The organism is Microtetraspora glauca (genome assembly GCF_040656155.1).
GTDB lineage: Bacteria > Actinomycetota > Actinomycetes > Streptosporangiales > Streptosporangiaceae > Microtetraspora > Microtetraspora glauca.
The window spans coordinates 537545-552517 of sequence record NZ_JBFALK010000001.1; the positions used below are offsets into that span (position 1 = coordinate 537545).

The window sequence follows — 14973 nt, forward strand, 5'->3', positions numbered from 1 at the left end:
ATCACTCTGCGCACTAACATGTCGCGAAATAGAACCGGTTTTCAGAACAAACGGCAGACGATACCCCCGCCCCCCAGGAGGAACGATGCGCCGCTTAGTTGGTGTGGTTCTGTTGGCAGCCGGCGCGTTCTTCATCGTTCTCGCACCATTGATTAAGTTCCAGGCGGCGGGCAAGCTCATCCAGGCGCCGGCCGACCAGTACGGGATCACCTACCTCACCGCGGAGAACGCGCAGTACTTCAGCCTGCAGGACCTGAAGGTGCTCACCGGGACGCTCGACATCACGGTGACCACGCGTGGCGACGTCGCTCAGGCGAAGGACGACCATGTCGTCTGGGACCAGTTCACCGCGGTCAACGACGTCACCAACGCGAGACCGGGCATCACCTTCACGCAGTTCCGCAGCGCGTTCAACAAATACGACGGTGTCGGCGTGAACTGCTGCGGCGCCAACGTCGACGAGGAGCCCGTGCAGCTCGAAGGGCAGATCTACCTGTTCCCCTTCGGGGTCGAGAAGAAGACGTACAAGGTCTTCAACTCCACGACCCACAAGGCGTTCGACGCGACGTTCGCGGGCGAGGACACGATCAACGGTCTTCCGGTCTACAAGTTCGTGCAGAAGGTGCCGCCGACGGTCATCCAGACCCTCAGCGCTCCGGCCTCCGTGCTCGGCATGACCGAGACCGGTGACGTCCAGGTCGACCGCGTGTACGACGGCGTGAACACGTTCTGGGTGGAGCCCACGACCGGGGCGCCGGTCAAGCAGGAACAGCAGCGTCACGAGGTACTCAAGACCAAGGACGGCGTCGAGCGGAAGCCCGCGTTCGTCGCCACCGCGGTCATGACGCCGAAATCCGTCACCGACCTGGTCGGCACGGTTAGGGACAACCTGAGCCAGATCACCCTCGTCAGGACCACGATCCCGCTGGTCTCGCTGATCGTGGGCATCGCCCTCGTCCTCGGCGGGGTCCTGCTGCTGCGCGTCCCCTCGTCCCGCGACGCCTGATGAGCCGCAAGAGCGCTCCAGTTCGCCCGCCGGTGGTCCCGCCACCGGCGGGCGTTCGCGTGGGGAGGGCTCTCGCGGTCGGCCTGGTACGGGCCTGCCGTCCCCGGCAGTGGCTCAAAAACGTGCTGACGTTCGCGGCTCCGGCCGCGGCCGGGGTGCTCACGACCTGGCCGGGCGTCCGCGACTCGCTCATCGCGTTCGCCGCGTTCTGCCTGGCGGCCAGCGCCACGTACCTCTTCAACGACGCCGCCGACGCGGAGGCGGACCGCAACCACCCCCGCAAGCGGTTCCGGCCGATCGCGGCCGGTATCGTCCCGGTCCCGGTGGCTCGGATCACCGGCGTGCTGCTGCTGGTCGCCGGTCTCGCCGTCGGCCTGGCCGGGGGATGGCGGCTCGGCCTGGTCGTCGCGGGGTATCTCGCGCTGACCTTCTCCTACACGATCTGGCTCAAGCACCAGCCGGTGGTCGACCTCGTCGCGGTGGCGGGCTGCCACGTCGTGAGGGCGTACGCGGGCGCGGTGGCCGTGGCCGTGCCGGTCACGAGCTGGTTCCTGGTGGTGATCACGCTCGGGTCGCTCCTACTGGTCGCGGGCAAGCGGGAGGCCGAGCTGCGGGCCCAGGAGCGGAAGGGGGTGAAACTTACAAACGCCGCGAACAGCCGGAACGCCGGGAAGTCCCGCGGCACCCGCTCGACGCTCAGCGTGTACACGACGTCCTATCTGTCCGGTGTCCGCTCGATGACCTCGGGCGCGATGATCGTGACGTACTGCCTGTGGGCGTTGCAGGAGCACAAGGGAACGGCGCTCGGCTTCTACGCGCTGAGCATCGTCCCGTTCGTCCTCGTCGTCCTGAGGCATGCCCTACTTGTGGATCGCGGCATAGGGGAGGAACCTGAGGAACTGGCCCTCCGGGATCGGCCGTTGCAGCTGTTCCTCGTTCTGCTGCTCCTCCTGCTCGCCATCGGGATCCACCTGACATGACGCTTCTGACCGGTTGGGGACGCACCGCCCCGACCTCCGCCACGCTCGCGCGCCCCGGCTCGGCCGACGAGGTCGCGGCGCTGCTGAAGGAGACCGCGGCACCCGGGACCGGGCGCGGCCTCATCGCACGCGGCCTCGGCAGGGCGTACGGCGACGCGGCGCAGAACGCGGGCGGAACGGTGCTGGACTGCACCGCCCTCCCGGCGTCCTGGACCCTGGACCCGGAGGCGGGCGAGGTCACCGCCTCGGCGGGGACGAGCTTGCACGACCTGATGACCGCCCTGGTGCCGCGCGGCTGGTTCGTGCCGGTCACGCCGGGGACCAGGTATGTCACGGTGGGCGGGGCCATCGCGGCCGACGTCCACGGCAAGAACCATCACGTCGACTCGTCGTTCGGCGCGCACCTGCGCTCCCTGACACTGGTCACGGCCGACGGCGGCGCCCGGGTGCTCGGGCCGGACGACGACCTGTTCTGGGCGACCGTGGGTGGCATGGGCCTGACCGGCGTGATCGTCGAGGCGACCTTCTCGTGCGTTCCCATCGAGACGTCCCGGATGCGGGTGGACGTCGAGCGGACCCGTGACCTGGACGAGACGCTCGACGTGATGACCACGACCGACGACCGCTACCGCTACACCGTGGCCTGGATCGACCTGATGGCGCGGGGGAGCCGTACGGGCCGGAGCGTGCTCACGCGCGGCGACCACGCGACGCGCGGTGAGGTCAGGGGCGACCCGCTCGCCTTCGCCCCGCGTCCGCGCCTGGTCGCGCCGCCCTGGGTGCCGGACGGCCTGCTCAACCGGGCCACGGTCGCCGCCTTCAACGCCGTCTGGTACGGCAAGGCGCCCAACGCCAGGCGGGGCCTCATCCAGGGGATCACTCCCTTCTTCCACCCGCTGGACGGCGTCGGTGAGTGGAACCGGATGTACGGCTCACGCGGCCTGGTCCAGTACCAGTTCGTGGTGCCGTTCGGTGCCGAGGACACCCTGCGACGGGTGGTCTCCACGCTGTCCGCGCGGCGGATCGTGTCGTTCCTGACCGTGCTCAAGCGCTTCGGCGCGGGCACCCCCGGGATGTTGTCGTTCCCGATTCCGGGGTGGACGCTGGCACTCGACATCCCGACGGGCCAGCGCGGGCTGGCCGGGCTGCTGCGCGGGTTCGACGAGTGGGTCGTCGCGGCGGGCGGGCGGCTCTACCTGGCGAAGGACTCACGGATGCCGGCCTCCGTGATGGCCGCGAGCTATCCGAGGCTGGACGAGTGGCGCGCGATCAGGGACGCCGCCGACCCCGACGACCTGTTCCGCTCCGACCTGGCCAGGAGGCTGTGCCTGTGAGCAGGGACGAGCCGGGACGAGCCGTGACGACCAGGATGTACGAGGAGTGGTGGGCGTGAGGAACGCTCTGGGTTCGGTGGACACGGTGCTGCTGCTGGGCGGCCGGAGCGAGATCGGCTTGGCGATCGTGACGCGCCTGGTTCGCGACGGCGCGAGCCGGGTGATGCTGGCGGCGCGCGGCGGCACGGTCCCCGAGGAGGAACTGGAGCGGTTGCGCGCGCTCGGCGCCGAGGTGCACGTGACCGACTTCGACGCGGCGCGCCCCGAGACCCACGGGGATGTGGTCGATGAGGCCGCGGCCACGCTGGGGGACCTCGACGTGGTGATCCCGGCGTTCGGTGTGCTGGGCAGCCAGGCGGCCTACGACAAGGATCCGGAGGCCGCCGCGCGGGACGTGGCGGTCAACTTCGGCGGCCACGTCTCGGTCGGCCTGGCGGCCGCGCGGCGGCTGCGCGAGCAGGGCCACGGCACGCTGGTGGTCCTGTCGTCGGTCGCCGGGGTGCGGGTCCGCAGGGCCAACTTCGTGTACGGCTCGGCCAAGGCGGGGCTGGACGGGTTCGCCCAGGGGCTGGGAGACGCCCTGCACGGCTCGGGGGCGCGGGTCCTGGTCGTCCGGCCGGGGTTCGTGATCGGCCGGATGACCGAGGGCATGACCCCCGCTCCGATGTCGGTGACCGTCGACGTCGTCGCCGACGCCGTGATGGAGGCGCTCAGGTCGCGGGCGCAGGTGGTGTGGGTGCCGGCGAAACTGCGGCCGGCCTTCGCAGTCATGCGGCTGCTCCCGCGCGCGATCTGGCGGCGCATGCCCCGGTGACGTCCCCGGCGGGCGCCCGTCCGCCCGGAGCGCGGAACGCCGAGGAGCGCCGCGGAACGCCCCGGAGCGCGAAGAATGGCGCGGAAGATCATATAGAACGTGTTCTAATATGCCTCGCATGCCCGGTTACTGGTCAGTAGCATGGCGCTTCCCACCGCTCTCCGAAGCTTCTCACTAGAACACGTTGCAGTCTCCGTGGGGCGGACATACAGTCGAGGCCATGCGGACACGTGTCACCGACATGTTCGGGATCGAGTTCCCGATCTTCGCCTTCAGTCATTGCCGTGATGTCGTCGCCGCGGTCAGCCGCGCCGGTGGCATGGGCGTCCTCGGCGCCCTGAACTTCACCCCGGAAGAGCTCGAACTGGAGCTCAAGTGGATCGATGAGCACGTCGGCGGCCGGCCGTACGGCGTGGACGTGGTCATGCCCGCCTCTTACGAGGGGTCGGACCTCGGCGTCGACTCTCCCACCGAGCTGGTGGCCAGGCTCCAGGGGATGATCCCGGCCGCGCACCGCCAGTTCGTCGAGGACCTGCTGGCCGGCCACGGTGTGCCGCCGCTCGAAGGCGGCGAACCCACCAAGGTGCTGCTCGGCTGGACCGACGCGACCGCGCGGCCGCAGGTCGAGGTGGCGCTGCGGCATCCGATCGCGCTGCTCGCCAACGCCCTCGGCCCGCCCCCGGCCGACGTGGTGGAGCTGGCGCACTCCCACGGGGTCAAGGTGGCGGCGCTCGCCTCCACCCCGCGCCACGCCGTGAAGCAGGTCGAGGTGGGCGTGGACGTCGTCGTCGCCCAGGGCACCGAGGCGGGCGGGCACACCGGGGACATCTCCACGATGGTGCTCATCCCGCAGGTGGTCGACGCGGTCGACGTGCCGGTTCTCGCCGCGGGCGGCATCGGGGACGGCCGCCAGATGGCGGCGGGGATGGCCCTCGGCGCCGACGGCGTGTGGACCGGGTCCATCTGGCTCACCGTCGAGGAGGCCGACACCCCGGAGATGGCCCGCCGCCGGATCCTGACCGCCACCTCACGCGACACGGTCAGGTCGCGGAGCTGGACGGGCAAGCCCGCCCGGCTGCTCAAGAACGAGTGGACCGACGCGTGGGAGTCGGAGGAGTCGCCCGGCACCCTGCCGATGCCGCTCCAGTTCATGCTGGTCTCCGAGGCGCTGCGCCGGATCGGCAGATCGGACGCGGGTGAGCTCGCCACGTTCCCCGCCGGCCAGATCATCGGCACGATGAACCAGGTCAAGCCCGCCAAGCAGGTCGTGTTCGACATGGTCGAGGGATACGTCGAGGCCATGGAACGCCTCGGCCGCATCACCGACGACGGCCACGACTGAACCCGGAGAAAACGGGCCACCGGCTTCCGATCAAACGTTATCGCCGTGTGCTCATCCCATCGTGGTGATCTGCGGTAGAACGTGACTTCCAGCATGATTTCGGCCCGCTGCGGCCCAGTATCGCTGCGGCGGTGTGCCGACCTCACAGGGGAGCGGAGCCGGTGGAACCGAGACCCGCCGGGGCCACGGGGACGAGTAAATTTGTCATTTACCCCGGTAAACCGGCGGGCGCTTCTCCCGGAAGGCGCGCGAGCCCTCCTTGGCGTCGTCCGAACCGATCACCGGCCAGCCGATGGCGTCCGACACCTCCAGCGCCTCGGCCTCGCCCATCCCCAGCGTCTCGCGGTAGGTACGCAGGATGGCCTGTACGGCGAGCGGCCCGCAGGCGGCGACCTCGGCGGCCAGCTCGCGCGCGCTCGAGAGGGCCTGACCGTCCGGGACGACCCGGTTGACCAGGCCCATCGCCAGCGCCTCGGCCGCCGTGATCGCCCGGCCGGTGAGCAGGACGTCCATCGCGAAGGCGTACGGGATCTGGCGCGGGAGCCGTATGGCGCTGCCGCCCATGGGGAACAGCGCGCGCCTGGCCTCGAAGAGGCCGAGGGTGGCGCTCTCGCCGACGACGCGCAGGTCGGTCCCGACGAGGAGTTCGGTGCCGCCCGCCACCGCGTACCCCTCGACGGCGCTGATGATCGGCTTGGTCGGCAGGGACGCGGTGTCCCGGAGCAGGCCCTTCCAGTGGTAGTTCTCGATCTCCGCGGCCCGCCGCCGGACCTGTTCGTCGCCGGAGGGGGAGCCCATCGCCTTGAGGTCGGCTCCGGCGCAGAAGGTGCCGTTCGCCCCGGTCAGGATGCCGACCCGGACCTCCGGCTCGGCGGAGATGTACGTCCACGCGTCGGCCAGGCCGACCAGCATGTCCGTGGAGAGCGCGTTCTTGGCCTCGGGGCGGTCCATCGTGACGATCACGACGGCGCCGTCCCTCTCGACCCGGCAGTGCGGTGTGCTGATCGGCAGAAGATCCACGGACACCTCGCTTGAGTCAAGCGCTTGGTTACGAGAACCGATCCTAGATCGGCCACTCCCGCTCCCGCCAGATGGACAAATCAAGCGCTTGATCGGCGTCGGTGGCCGGGTTAGTCTGCCCGCAACGTACTAGAACCGATTCTCGTTTGTGAATCACCGGCCGACGGATGGCCGCGCCACGACGGGCGGCCTCGGGGTACGAATCGGGCGCAAGGAACGCACCGGACAGGGAGCATGGACATGGGCTCGCTTGGTTTCTGGAGGATCGCGCAGGCCGACCCGGACTGGATCGCCGCGGTGGACCCCGACGGCACGGAACACCGGGCGGGAGACCTGCTCGCACGGGCGAACCGCCTGGTCCACGGGCTCCGCGAGCTGGGCCTCCAGCCGGGTGACGGCATCTGCGGCCTGGTGCCCAACGGCGCGGATGGCCTGGTGCTCTATCTCGCCGCGCTGCAGGCCGGGTGGTACTACACCCCGGTCAACTGGCACCTGACCGGCCCCGAGATCGGCTACATCGTCGCCGACAGCGAGGCCAAGGCGTTCTTCGTGCACGAGCGGTACGCGGCCGAGGGCGTCAGGGGAGCCGAGGAGTCGGGCATCGCGCCGGAGCGGTGCTTCGCGTTCGGCCGGGTCGAGGGGTTCCGCCCCGTCTCCGACCTGACCGACGGCCGCCCGGACACCCTCCCCGAGAACCGCACGGCCGGCGCGACCATGCACTACACCTCCGGCACGACGGGCCGGCCCAAGGGAGTGCGGCGGCCGCTCAACGGCCTGGACCCGGACGACTCCGGCGAGCTGATGACGTTCCTGCTCGGGTTCTTCGGGATCACGCCGGGGCGGCCCAACGCGCACCTGGTCACCTCGCCGAGCTACCACACCGCGGTCACCCAGTTCGGCGGCACGGCCCTGCACATGGGCCACACCCTCGTCTACATGGACAGGTGGGACCCCGAGGAGACCCTGCGGCTGTGCGAGAAGCACCGGGTGACCAACTCCCACATGGTCCCGACGCACTTCAAGCGGCTGCTGTCACTGCCCGAGGAGACGCGCCGGAAGTACGACCTGTCCTCGCTGCGCTGGATGATCCACGCCGCCGCGCCCTGCCCGGTGCCGGTCAAGCTCCAGATGCTCGAGTGGTGGGGCGACGTGATCTACGAGTACTACGCGGCCACCGAGGGCGGCGGCACGATCGCGACCCCCGAGGACTGGAAGAAGCACCCCGGCACGGTGGGCAACGCCTGGCCGATCAGCGAGATCCTCGTCGTCGACGACAACCTCGACGAGGTCCCGACCGGCACCCCCGGAACGATCTACATCAAGATGGCCGGCGTCCGCTTCGAGTACAAGGGCGACCCCGGCAAGACCGAGGAGGGCCGGCTGCGTGACTACTTCACCGTCGGCGACATCGGCTATCTCGACGCGGACGGCTTCCTGTTCCTCTGCGACCGCAAGGCCGACCTGATCATCTCAGGCGGTGCCAACATCTACCCCGCCGAGATCGAGAACGAGCTGCTCGTCCATCCCAAGGTCGCCGACGCGGCGGTCTTCGGCATCCCGGACGACGAGTGGGGCGAGCAGATCAAGGCCGTCGTCGAGCCCGCGCCCGGCGAGGTCCCCGGACCCGAGCTGGCCGCCGAGATCCTCGACTCGCTCAAGGGCCGCCTGGCGAAGATGAAGTGGCCGCGGAGCATCGACTTCATCGCCGAGATGCCGCGCGAGCCGAACGGCAAGCTGCTCAAACGCAAACTCCGCGACCCCTACTGGAAGGGCAGGGACCGTGCCATCTGACGCGCCGACCGACGTGCCGACCGACGCGCGGGCCGTACCGGAGCCGCTTGAGGCGCGGCACGTCCTGGAGTTCCCCGGCGGCTACACCCGGAGCACCGGACCGGTCATCGGCCGCTTCCTCACCGAGCTGCGCGACCGGCGCATCGTCGGAGTCCGTACGGCGGCGGAGCGGGTGCTGGTGCCTCCCCTGGAGTACGACCCGGCCACCGGCGAGTCCGTGACCGGCGAGTACGTCGAGGTCGGCCCGGCCGGAACCGTCGAGACGTGGGCCTGGGTGAGCGCGCCGCGCCCGGGTCACCCGCTCGACCGCCCGTTCGCCTGGGCGACGATCAGGCTGGACGGCGCGGACACCTCACTCGTCCACGTGGTCGACGCGGGCGGTTCCAGGGCGATGCGGCCCGGGCTGCGGGTCCGGCCCCGGTGGCGGACCGAGACCTCCGGCCACATCACCGACATCGAGTGCTTCGTCCCCGAGGTCACCGTGATCACCGCGCCGGTGCGCGCGGAGTACAGCGTGCGGCCGGGCCGGGCGCTCACCCGCTTCCTCGAGGGCATCCGCGACGGGGTGTTCGTCGGCGGGTACTGCGCCGGGTGCGACCAGGTCTACGTGCCCTATCGGATCTCCTGTCCGGCGTGCGGATCCGTCATCGAGGAGGAGCGCGAGGTCGCCGACACCGGGACCGTCGAGACCTTCGCGATCAACAACCTGCCCGACCCGCGCGCTCCCGAGGTGCCGTTCGTCTCCGCGTACATCCTGCTCGACGGCGCCGACATCCCGATGATCGCCCTGGTCGGCGGCATCCCCGCGCACGAGGTGCGGCAGGGCATGCGGGTGCGGGCCGTCTGGGTGCCGCCCGAGGAACGGACGATGTCCATGACGAACATCAGGTGGTTCGCCCCCACCGGCGAGCCCGACGCCGATCTCTCCGCGGGCCGGCCGGGAGGTGGGGACTGATGCGCGAGGTCGCCATCGTGGCGTTCGCCCAGACCGTGCACACCGGCCACGACACCGGCCTGACCGAGGCCGAGATGCTGCACCCGGTGATCGAGGAGGTCCGGCGGACGACCGGGCTCACGACGTTCGGCTTCACCTGCTCCGGCTCGTGCGACTACCTGGCCGGGGCGCCGTTCTCGTTCGTCTCCGCGCTCGACGCGCTCGGCGCCTGGCCGCCGATCAGCGAGAGCCACGTCGAGATGGACGGCGCGTTCGCGCTGTACGAGGCGTGGGTGCGGTTGCAGCACGGCGACATCGACTCGGCCCTCGTCTACGGCTTCGGCAAGTCGTCGACGGGAGACCTGCGGCAGATCATGACGCTCCAGCTCGACCCGTACTATCTCGCGCCGCTCGGCCTCGACCAGGTCTCCTACGCCGCGCTGCAGGCCGCCGCGCTCGGGGGTGACCGGGGCGCGCTGGACGAGATCGTACGGCGCAGCCGCGCCGACGGCCGGGCCAATCCCCACGCCCTCGACCTGCCCGACCCGTCAGGGGACGGGTACGAGGTCGAGCCGCTCCGGCCGTACGACATCGCGCCGATCACGGACGGCGCGGCGGCGGTCGTGCTGGCGGCGGGCGACCTGGCCAGGGAACTGGCCGAGAACCCGGCGTACATCGGCGGCATCGCCCACCGGGTCGAACCGCACTATCTCGGCATGCGGGACCTGGCCAGGTCGCCGTCGGCGGCCGACGCCGCCCGCGCGGCGGGCGTCGGCAAGGGGCCGGTCGACGTGGCCGAGCTGCACGTCCAGTTCAGCCATGAGGAGATCATCCTGCGCGAGGCGCTCGAACTCCCGGAGGGCACGGTGATCAACCCGTCGGGCGGGCCGCTCGCCGCCAACCCGGTCATGGCGACCGGGCTCATCCGCGTCGGCGAGGCCGCGCGGCGGATCCTCGACGGCCGGGCGCGCCGCGCCGTGGCCCACGTCAGCTCGGGGCCCTGCCTCCAGCACAACCTCGTCACGGTGCTGGAGTCGGCTGCCGAGTCCCCGGAAGGAGCGGACCGTGGGTAACCGCTGCGCCGTCATCGGCGTCGGCCAGACGCGCTACACCACCAAGCGCAGGGACGTCTCGATCGCGGGCCTGGTCCGCGAGGCGGCGATCCGCGCGCTCGACGACGCCGGGCTGACCTTCGCGGACATCGACGCGGTCGTCATCGGCAAGGCCCCGGACCTGTTCGAGGGCGTCATGATGCCGGAGGCGTACCTCGCGGACGCCCTCGGCGCGGCGGGCAAGCCGATGATGCGGGTGCACACGGCGGGCTCCGTCGGCGGCTCGACCGCCCTGGTGGGCGCGTCCCTGGTCCAGGGCGGCGTGCACGACCGCGTACTGGTGGTCGCGTTCGAGAAGCAGTCGGAGTCCAACGCCACCTGGGCGCTCTCCACGCACCTGCCGTTCGGAGCCTCGCTCGTCGTCGGCGCGGGCGGCTACTTCGCCCCGCACATCCGCGAGTACATGCGCAGGTCGGGGGCGCCCGACCACATCGGGGCGCTCGTCGCGGTCAAGGACCGGCGGAACGCGCTGAAGAACCCCTACGCCCACCTGCGGATCCCCGGGATCGACCGGGCGATGGTGGAGTCGACGCCGATGCTCTGGGAGCCGATCCGCTATCTGGAGACCTGCCCCTCGTCCGACGGCGCCTGCGCGATCGTCTTGTCGTCCGAGAAGGCGGTCACCGGGACGCCCGCGTGGATCCACGGCACGGCCATGCGGTCCGAGCCGCTCATGCGCGCCGGGCGGGACACCGTCAGCCCCCGGGCGGGCAAGGACTGCGCCGCCGACGTCTACCGGCAGGCCGGGATCTCCGACCCGCGCAGGGACATCGACGTCGCCGAGGTCTACGTCCCGTTCTCCTGGTACGAGCCGATGTGGCTGGAGAACCTCGGCTTCGCGCCCGAGAACGAGGGCTGGAAGCTCACCGAGGCGGGATGCACGGCACTCGACGGCGACATCCCGTGGAACGCCTCCGGTGGCGTGCTCAGCTCCAACCCCATCGGCGCGTCCGGCCTGATCAGGTTCGCGGAGGCCGCGCTGCAGGTGCGCGGCATGGCGGGGGAGCACCAGGTCGACGGCGCCGCCACCGCCCTCGGCCACGCGTACGGCGGAGGCGCCCAGTTCTTCGCCATGTGGATCGTCGGAAGCGAGAAGCCCTAAACAGCAGGGAGAGGTCCCAGGATGGAGTTCAACCACGCCGATCTGTTCGAGGGGCTCGCCGACGCGATAGGGGACCGCGTGGCCGTCGTCTGCGGCGACGAGCGGGTGACCTACGCGGAGCTGGACGAACGGGCCAACCGGCTGGCCCACCACCTCGCCGCCCATGGCGTCGGGCCCGGCCACCACGTCGGGCTACATCTCTACAACGGGGTGGAGTACGTCGCCGGGCTGCTGGCGGCACTGAAGATCCGCGCGGTGCCGGTGAACGTCAACTACCGGTACGTCGAGTCGGAACTGCTCTATCTCTACCGCGACTCCGACATCGTCGCGCTCCTCTTCGACGTCGAGTTCGACGACCGGGTCGCGGCCGTCGCGCCGAAGGCTCCCGACCTGCGCCACCTCGTCGCGGTCGGCGGCGCCTCCCGCGTGCCCGGCGCGGTGCCGTACGGCACGGCCCTTGCCGGGAGCCCGGCCACCCGGGGCTTCTCCGCGCGCTCCGGCGACGATCTCTACATCATCTACACCGGCGGCACGACCGGCATGCCCAAGGGCGTCATGTGGCGGGTCGAGGACCTCTTCATGGCGTTCGGCGCCGGCAACCCGTACGGCGACCCGGTGGAGAATCCCGAGGCGGTGATCGAGCAGGCCAGGAACTCCGGCCCGCTGGTCATGATGGCGGCGGCGCCGCTGATGCACGGCGCGGCCCAGATGGCGACGTTCATCGCCTGGTGGTTCGGCGGGACGATCGTCTACACCCCGAAGTTCGACGCGGCCGACGTCCTGCGGGCGATCGAGCGGAACGGGGTCTTCACGATCAACATCACCGGTGACGCGATGGCCCGGCCGCTCGCCGAGGAGATCGCGGCGGGCTCCTACGATCTGTCCTCGCTCGGTGTGGTCAGCTCCACCGGCGCGATCCTGACCGGAGCGGTCCGCGACCGGCTACAGGAGATGCTCCCGAACACGATGATCCTGGACAACTTCGGCTCGACCGAGTCGGGGTACACCGCGTCGGGGGTGTCCGGCTCCTCACCCGAGTCCGGCATGAAATACCAGCCCAACACGAACTCGACGATGGCCGTGCTCGACCACACGCTCAGGCCGGTCAAGCCGGGCTCCGGCGAGATGGGCACGGTGGCCAAGAGCGGGCGGATCGCCACCGCGTACTACAAGGATCCGGAGAAGTCCGCCCAGACGTTCGTCACCGACGAGGACGGCACCCGCTGGCTGCTGACCGGCGACCTCGCCCTGGTGGAGGAGGACGGGACCATCCGCGTCTTCGGCCGGGGCTCGCAGTGCATCAACACCGGAGGGGAGAAGGTCTTCCCCGAGGAGGTCGAGGCGGTGCTCAAGGGCCACCCCGCCGTGTTCGACGCCGTGGTCACCGGGATCCCCGACGATCGGTGGGGGTTCCGGGTGGCCGCCGTCGTCCAGCTGTACGAGGGGACCTCGCCCACGGACGAGGAGCTCGACGCCCACTGCAGGGAGCGGTTGTCCGGGTACAAGGTGCCCCGGACGTACGCCTTCGTGGACGAGATGGTCCGCTCCCCGGCGGGCAAGGCCGACTACCGGTGGGCCAAGGAGACGGCGGCGCGGGCCGGCGTCATCTGAGCCCGGCGGGGTCAGAGCTTCTTGGCGCTCTCACCGGCCAGGGCGGCGACGGCGCCGAGTCCCAGGTAGACGACGCCGCTGCCGACGTCCAGCCGGCGCCGGGCCCGGGCGGAACGCCGCAGCCGCCCGGCGAGCGCCGACGAGAGCAGCGCGTACGTGCCGTCGCTGGCCATCCCGAGCACGATCCAGACCACGCCGAACAACACGATCTGCGGCGCGATCGGGCCGCGCGAAGGGTCGGTGAACTGCGGCAGGAAGGCCAGGAAGAAGATCGCCGTCTTGGGGTTGAGCACGTTGACCACGAACCCCTCGGTGAAGAGCCGGGTGCGGGACGCCTGCAGCAGCTCCGGGGCCTCGCCCTCCGGCGCCCGGCTCATCAGCTTTCGCACGCCGAGCCACACCAGGTAGGCCGCGCCGACGTACTTCACGATCGTGAACGCGGTCGCCGAGGCCGCGAGCAGCGCGCTGATGCCGAGCGCGGCGGCGGCGACGTGGACCACCGAGCCCGCGTGCACGCCGAGCACCGAGACCAGCCCGGCCGACCGCCCCTGGGCGACGCTGCGGGTGACGATGTAGACCACGGCGGGGCCGGGCACGATGAGAATCGCCATCGTGGCCGCCGCGAAGAGGGCGAGTGTAGTGATCTCGGGCATGCAGCGGAGCTTAGACGACGGCCCCATCCCGGCGATATCGGGTTATCGGCCCTGTCCTCCGCCCCGACCCCGGCCGCCTCAGGCGAGGACGACTCTCGCCCGGACCCCCGGCAGATCGTCGAACGCCGCGGACGAATCCATCGTGATCACGGCTCTGGCCGTGGCCGCGGCGGTGGCGGCGATCTGCAGGTCATACGCTCCGCGTGACTTGCCCTGTCGCCGGACCTGCGCCATCAGAGGCGCATGCACACGGGCGACATCCGTCGTGTACTCCTCGACGTGGATCAGGGCGAGAACGTCTGATCTCGCGGGCGTATGGCCGCGAAGAGGGTCTCCGCGTGGCCGCCCCGGGGCTCGCCTCGCGTCAAAGCGGTCAGGAGGGCGGCGGTGGCGGGTGGGTCGGGCGGCTCGCCGTACGTCGCGGCGAACACCCGCCGGACCGACCCGGGCAGTTCGACGGCCCGGATCCCGGGGGAGCGATGCGCGGACAGCGCCAGCGTGGGGAGGACGGCGACGCCGAGCCCCGCGGCCACCATCGCCTGCACCGCGACATAGTCGTCGGTCGTGAACGAGACGCGCGGTTCGAACCCCGCGCGCGAGCAGAGGTCGAGCAGGTGGGACCGGCAGCGGTCGCACCCGGCGATCCACCGCGACGCCGCGTGCGCGCCGACGCTGCCTGCGTCGTCCGCGTGGTCCGCGTCGTCCGCGCCGCCGATGCCCACCGGGGTGACGAGGCAGGTCGGGTCGTCGAAGAGATGCGTGAGCCGGATGCCGTCGTCCTCGGGGCCGGTCTCCTCGTAACGGAAGATCACGGCGACGTCCACGTCGCCCGCGCGGAGCATGCGCAGCGCCTCCGGCGGCTCCGCCTCGGCCAGCCGCAGGTCCAGCCCCGGATGGTCGTCAGCGAGACGTACGGCCGCCGCCGGGACGAAGGTGCCGAGAGCGGAGGGGAAGGCGGCCAGCCGCACCCGGCCGGCGCGCAGCCCGACATGGGCGGTGAGCTCCGCAGCAGCCGACTCCATCCGGCCGAGGATCTCCGCCGCGCGTTCGGCCAGCAGGCGTCCGGCCTCGGTCAGCCGGATGCCGCGCCCCACCCGCTGGACCAGTTTCGCCCCGGTCTCGGCCTCCAGCCGGGCGAGGTGGTGGCTCACCGAGGGCTGCGAATAGTGCAGCTCCCGCGCCGCCGCGGTGACGGAGCCCCGCGCCGCGACCGCGACCAGCACCCGGAGCCGGACAGGATCGAGCATCTCGCCCCCTCGCGGACCCAATGGAAA

Annotated in this window: 14 protein-coding genes; 10 read left to right on the forward strand and 4 right to left on the reverse strand. The window is 71.0% G+C overall.

Translation table 11 applies throughout. The annotated features are described in order from the left end of the window. Positions 1-85 precede the first annotated feature (85 nt). From pgfA to AB0I59_RS02500, 5 genes are all read left to right on the forward strand, one after another. Entirely contained in the window at positions 86-1006 is a 921-nt protein-coding gene (pgfA, locus tag AB0I59_RS02480) for a cell envelope lipid trafficking protein PgfA (protein WP_061253499.1), read from the forward strand. A 59-nt stretch (positions 1007-1065) separates the two neighbouring features. Further along, positions 1066-1986, forward strand: a complete 921-nt coding sequence (locus AB0I59_RS02485) for a decaprenyl-phosphate phosphoribosyltransferase (protein ID WP_358129255.1) — start codon at positions 1066-1068, stop codon at positions 1984-1986. Further along, positions 1983-3320, forward strand: coding sequence for an FAD-binding protein (dprE1, locus tag AB0I59_RS02490; protein ID WP_358129258.1), 1338 nt, complete (start codon positions 1983-1985; stop codon positions 3318-3320). The genes AB0I59_RS02485 and dprE1 overlap by 4 nt, the downstream gene beginning before the upstream one ends. 55 nt (positions 3321-3375) lie before the next feature. Then, positions 3376-4134 carry a decaprenylphospho-beta-D-erythro-pentofuranosid-2-ulose 2-reductase gene (gene dprE2, locus AB0I59_RS02495; RefSeq protein WP_358129260.1) on the forward strand — a complete coding sequence of 253 codons (759 nt, stop codon included), beginning with the start codon at positions 3376-3378 and terminating at the stop codon, positions 4132-4134. Between the two features lie 220 nt (positions 4135-4354). Further along, positions 4355-5476 (forward strand): NAD(P)H-dependent flavin oxidoreductase, encoded by a 1122-nt coding sequence (locus AB0I59_RS02500; RefSeq protein ID WP_228637516.1) that lies wholly within the window; start codon positions 4355-4357, stop codon positions 5474-5476. Between the two features lie 204 nt (positions 5477-5680). On the opposite strand, the gene AB0I59_RS02505 is transcribed toward AB0I59_RS02500, so the two are convergent. Further along, positions 5681-6496, reverse strand: a complete 816-nt coding sequence (locus AB0I59_RS02505) for a crotonase/enoyl-CoA hydratase family protein (RefSeq protein WP_061253719.1) — start codon at positions 6494-6496, stop codon at positions 5681-5683. A gap of 240 nt (positions 6497-6736) precedes the next feature. Between AB0I59_RS02505 and AB0I59_RS02510 the strand changes: the two genes are divergently transcribed. Genes AB0I59_RS02510 through AB0I59_RS02530 form a run of 5 tightly spaced genes read left to right on the forward strand, consistent with a single transcriptional unit; the run spans position 6737 to position 13046 of the window. Beyond that, positions 6737-8287 carry an acyl-CoA synthetase gene (locus AB0I59_RS02510; protein WP_061253720.1) on the forward strand — a complete coding sequence of 517 codons (1551 nt, stop codon included), beginning with the start codon at positions 6737-6739 and terminating at the stop codon, positions 8285-8287. Beyond that, complete coding sequence (locus AB0I59_RS02515; protein ID WP_358129264.1) at positions 8277-9242, forward strand: Zn-ribbon domain-containing OB-fold protein; 966 nt, start codon at positions 8277-8279, stop codon at positions 9240-9242. The genes AB0I59_RS02510 and AB0I59_RS02515 overlap by 11 nt, the downstream gene beginning before the upstream one ends. Then, complete coding sequence (locus AB0I59_RS02520) at positions 9242-10294, forward strand: thiolase family protein (RefSeq protein WP_358129269.1); 1053 nt, start codon at positions 9242-9244, stop codon at positions 10292-10294. The genes AB0I59_RS02515 and AB0I59_RS02520 overlap by 1 nt, the downstream gene beginning before the upstream one ends. After that, the gene (locus AB0I59_RS02525; RefSeq protein ID WP_061253504.1) at positions 10287-11435 is read left to right on the forward strand and encodes a thiolase family protein; all 1149 of its coding nucleotides are present in this window, start codon (positions 10287-10289) and stop codon (positions 11433-11435) included. The genes AB0I59_RS02520 and AB0I59_RS02525 overlap by 8 nt, the downstream gene beginning before the upstream one ends. Before the next feature lie 21 nt (positions 11436-11456). After that, entirely contained in the window at positions 11457-13046 is a 1590-nt protein-coding gene (locus AB0I59_RS02530) for an acyl-CoA synthetase (protein ID WP_358129273.1), read from the forward strand. Positions 13047-13057: 11 nt separating this feature from the next. On the opposite strand, the gene AB0I59_RS02535 is transcribed toward AB0I59_RS02530, so the two are convergent. The 3 genes from AB0I59_RS02535 to AB0I59_RS02545 all read right to left on the reverse strand — a co-directional run bounded on the left by AB0I59_RS02535 (position 13058) and on the right by AB0I59_RS02545 (position 14946). After that, positions 13058-13699 (reverse strand): LysE family translocator, encoded by a 642-nt coding sequence (locus tag AB0I59_RS02535; RefSeq protein WP_358129276.1) that lies wholly within the window; start codon positions 13697-13699, stop codon positions 13058-13060. A gap of 78 nt (positions 13700-13777) precedes the next feature. Continuing rightward, positions 13778-13948, reverse strand: a complete 171-nt coding sequence (locus AB0I59_RS02540) for a hypothetical protein (protein WP_358129279.1) — start codon at positions 13946-13948, stop codon at positions 13778-13780. Between the two features lie 35 nt (positions 13949-13983). Continuing rightward, positions 13984-14946 carry a LysR family transcriptional regulator gene (locus AB0I59_RS02545; RefSeq protein ID WP_358129282.1) on the reverse strand — a complete coding sequence of 321 codons (963 nt, stop codon included), beginning with the start codon at positions 14944-14946 and terminating at the stop codon, positions 13984-13986. Positions 14947-14973: the final 27 nt, after the last annotated feature.

Excerpts from the sequence above, each read along its gene's own strand:
- AB0I59_RS02500 (WP_228637516.1), top strand. The coding sequence starts at position 4,355 with ATGCGGACACGTGTCACCGACATGTTCGGGATCGAGTTCCCGATCTTC.
- AB0I59_RS02520 (WP_358129269.1), top strand. The coding sequence starts at position 9,242 with ATGCGCGAGGTCGCCATCGTGGCGTTCGCCCAGACCGTGCACACCGGC.
- AB0I59_RS02545 (WP_358129282.1), bottom strand. The coding sequence starts at position 14,946 with ATGCTCGATCCTGTCCGGCTCCGGGTGCTGGTCGCGGTCGCGGCGCGG.
- dprE1 (WP_358129258.1), top strand. The coding sequence starts at position 1,983 with ATGACGCTTCTGACCGGTTGGGGACGCACCGCCCCGACCTCCGCCACG.
- pgfA (WP_061253499.1), top strand. The coding sequence starts at position 86 with ATGCGCCGCTTAGTTGGTGTGGTTCTGTTGGCAGCCGGCGCGTTCTTC.
- AB0I59_RS02510 (WP_061253720.1), top strand. The coding sequence starts at position 6,737 with ATGGGCTCGCTTGGTTTCTGGAGGATCGCGCAGGCCGACCCGGACTGG.
- AB0I59_RS02530 (WP_358129273.1), top strand. The coding sequence starts at position 11,457 with ATGGAGTTCAACCACGCCGATCTGTTCGAGGGGCTCGCCGACGCGATA.
- AB0I59_RS02535 (WP_358129276.1), bottom strand. The coding sequence starts at position 13,699 with ATGCCCGAGATCACTACACTCGCCCTCTTCGCGGCGGCCACGATGGCG.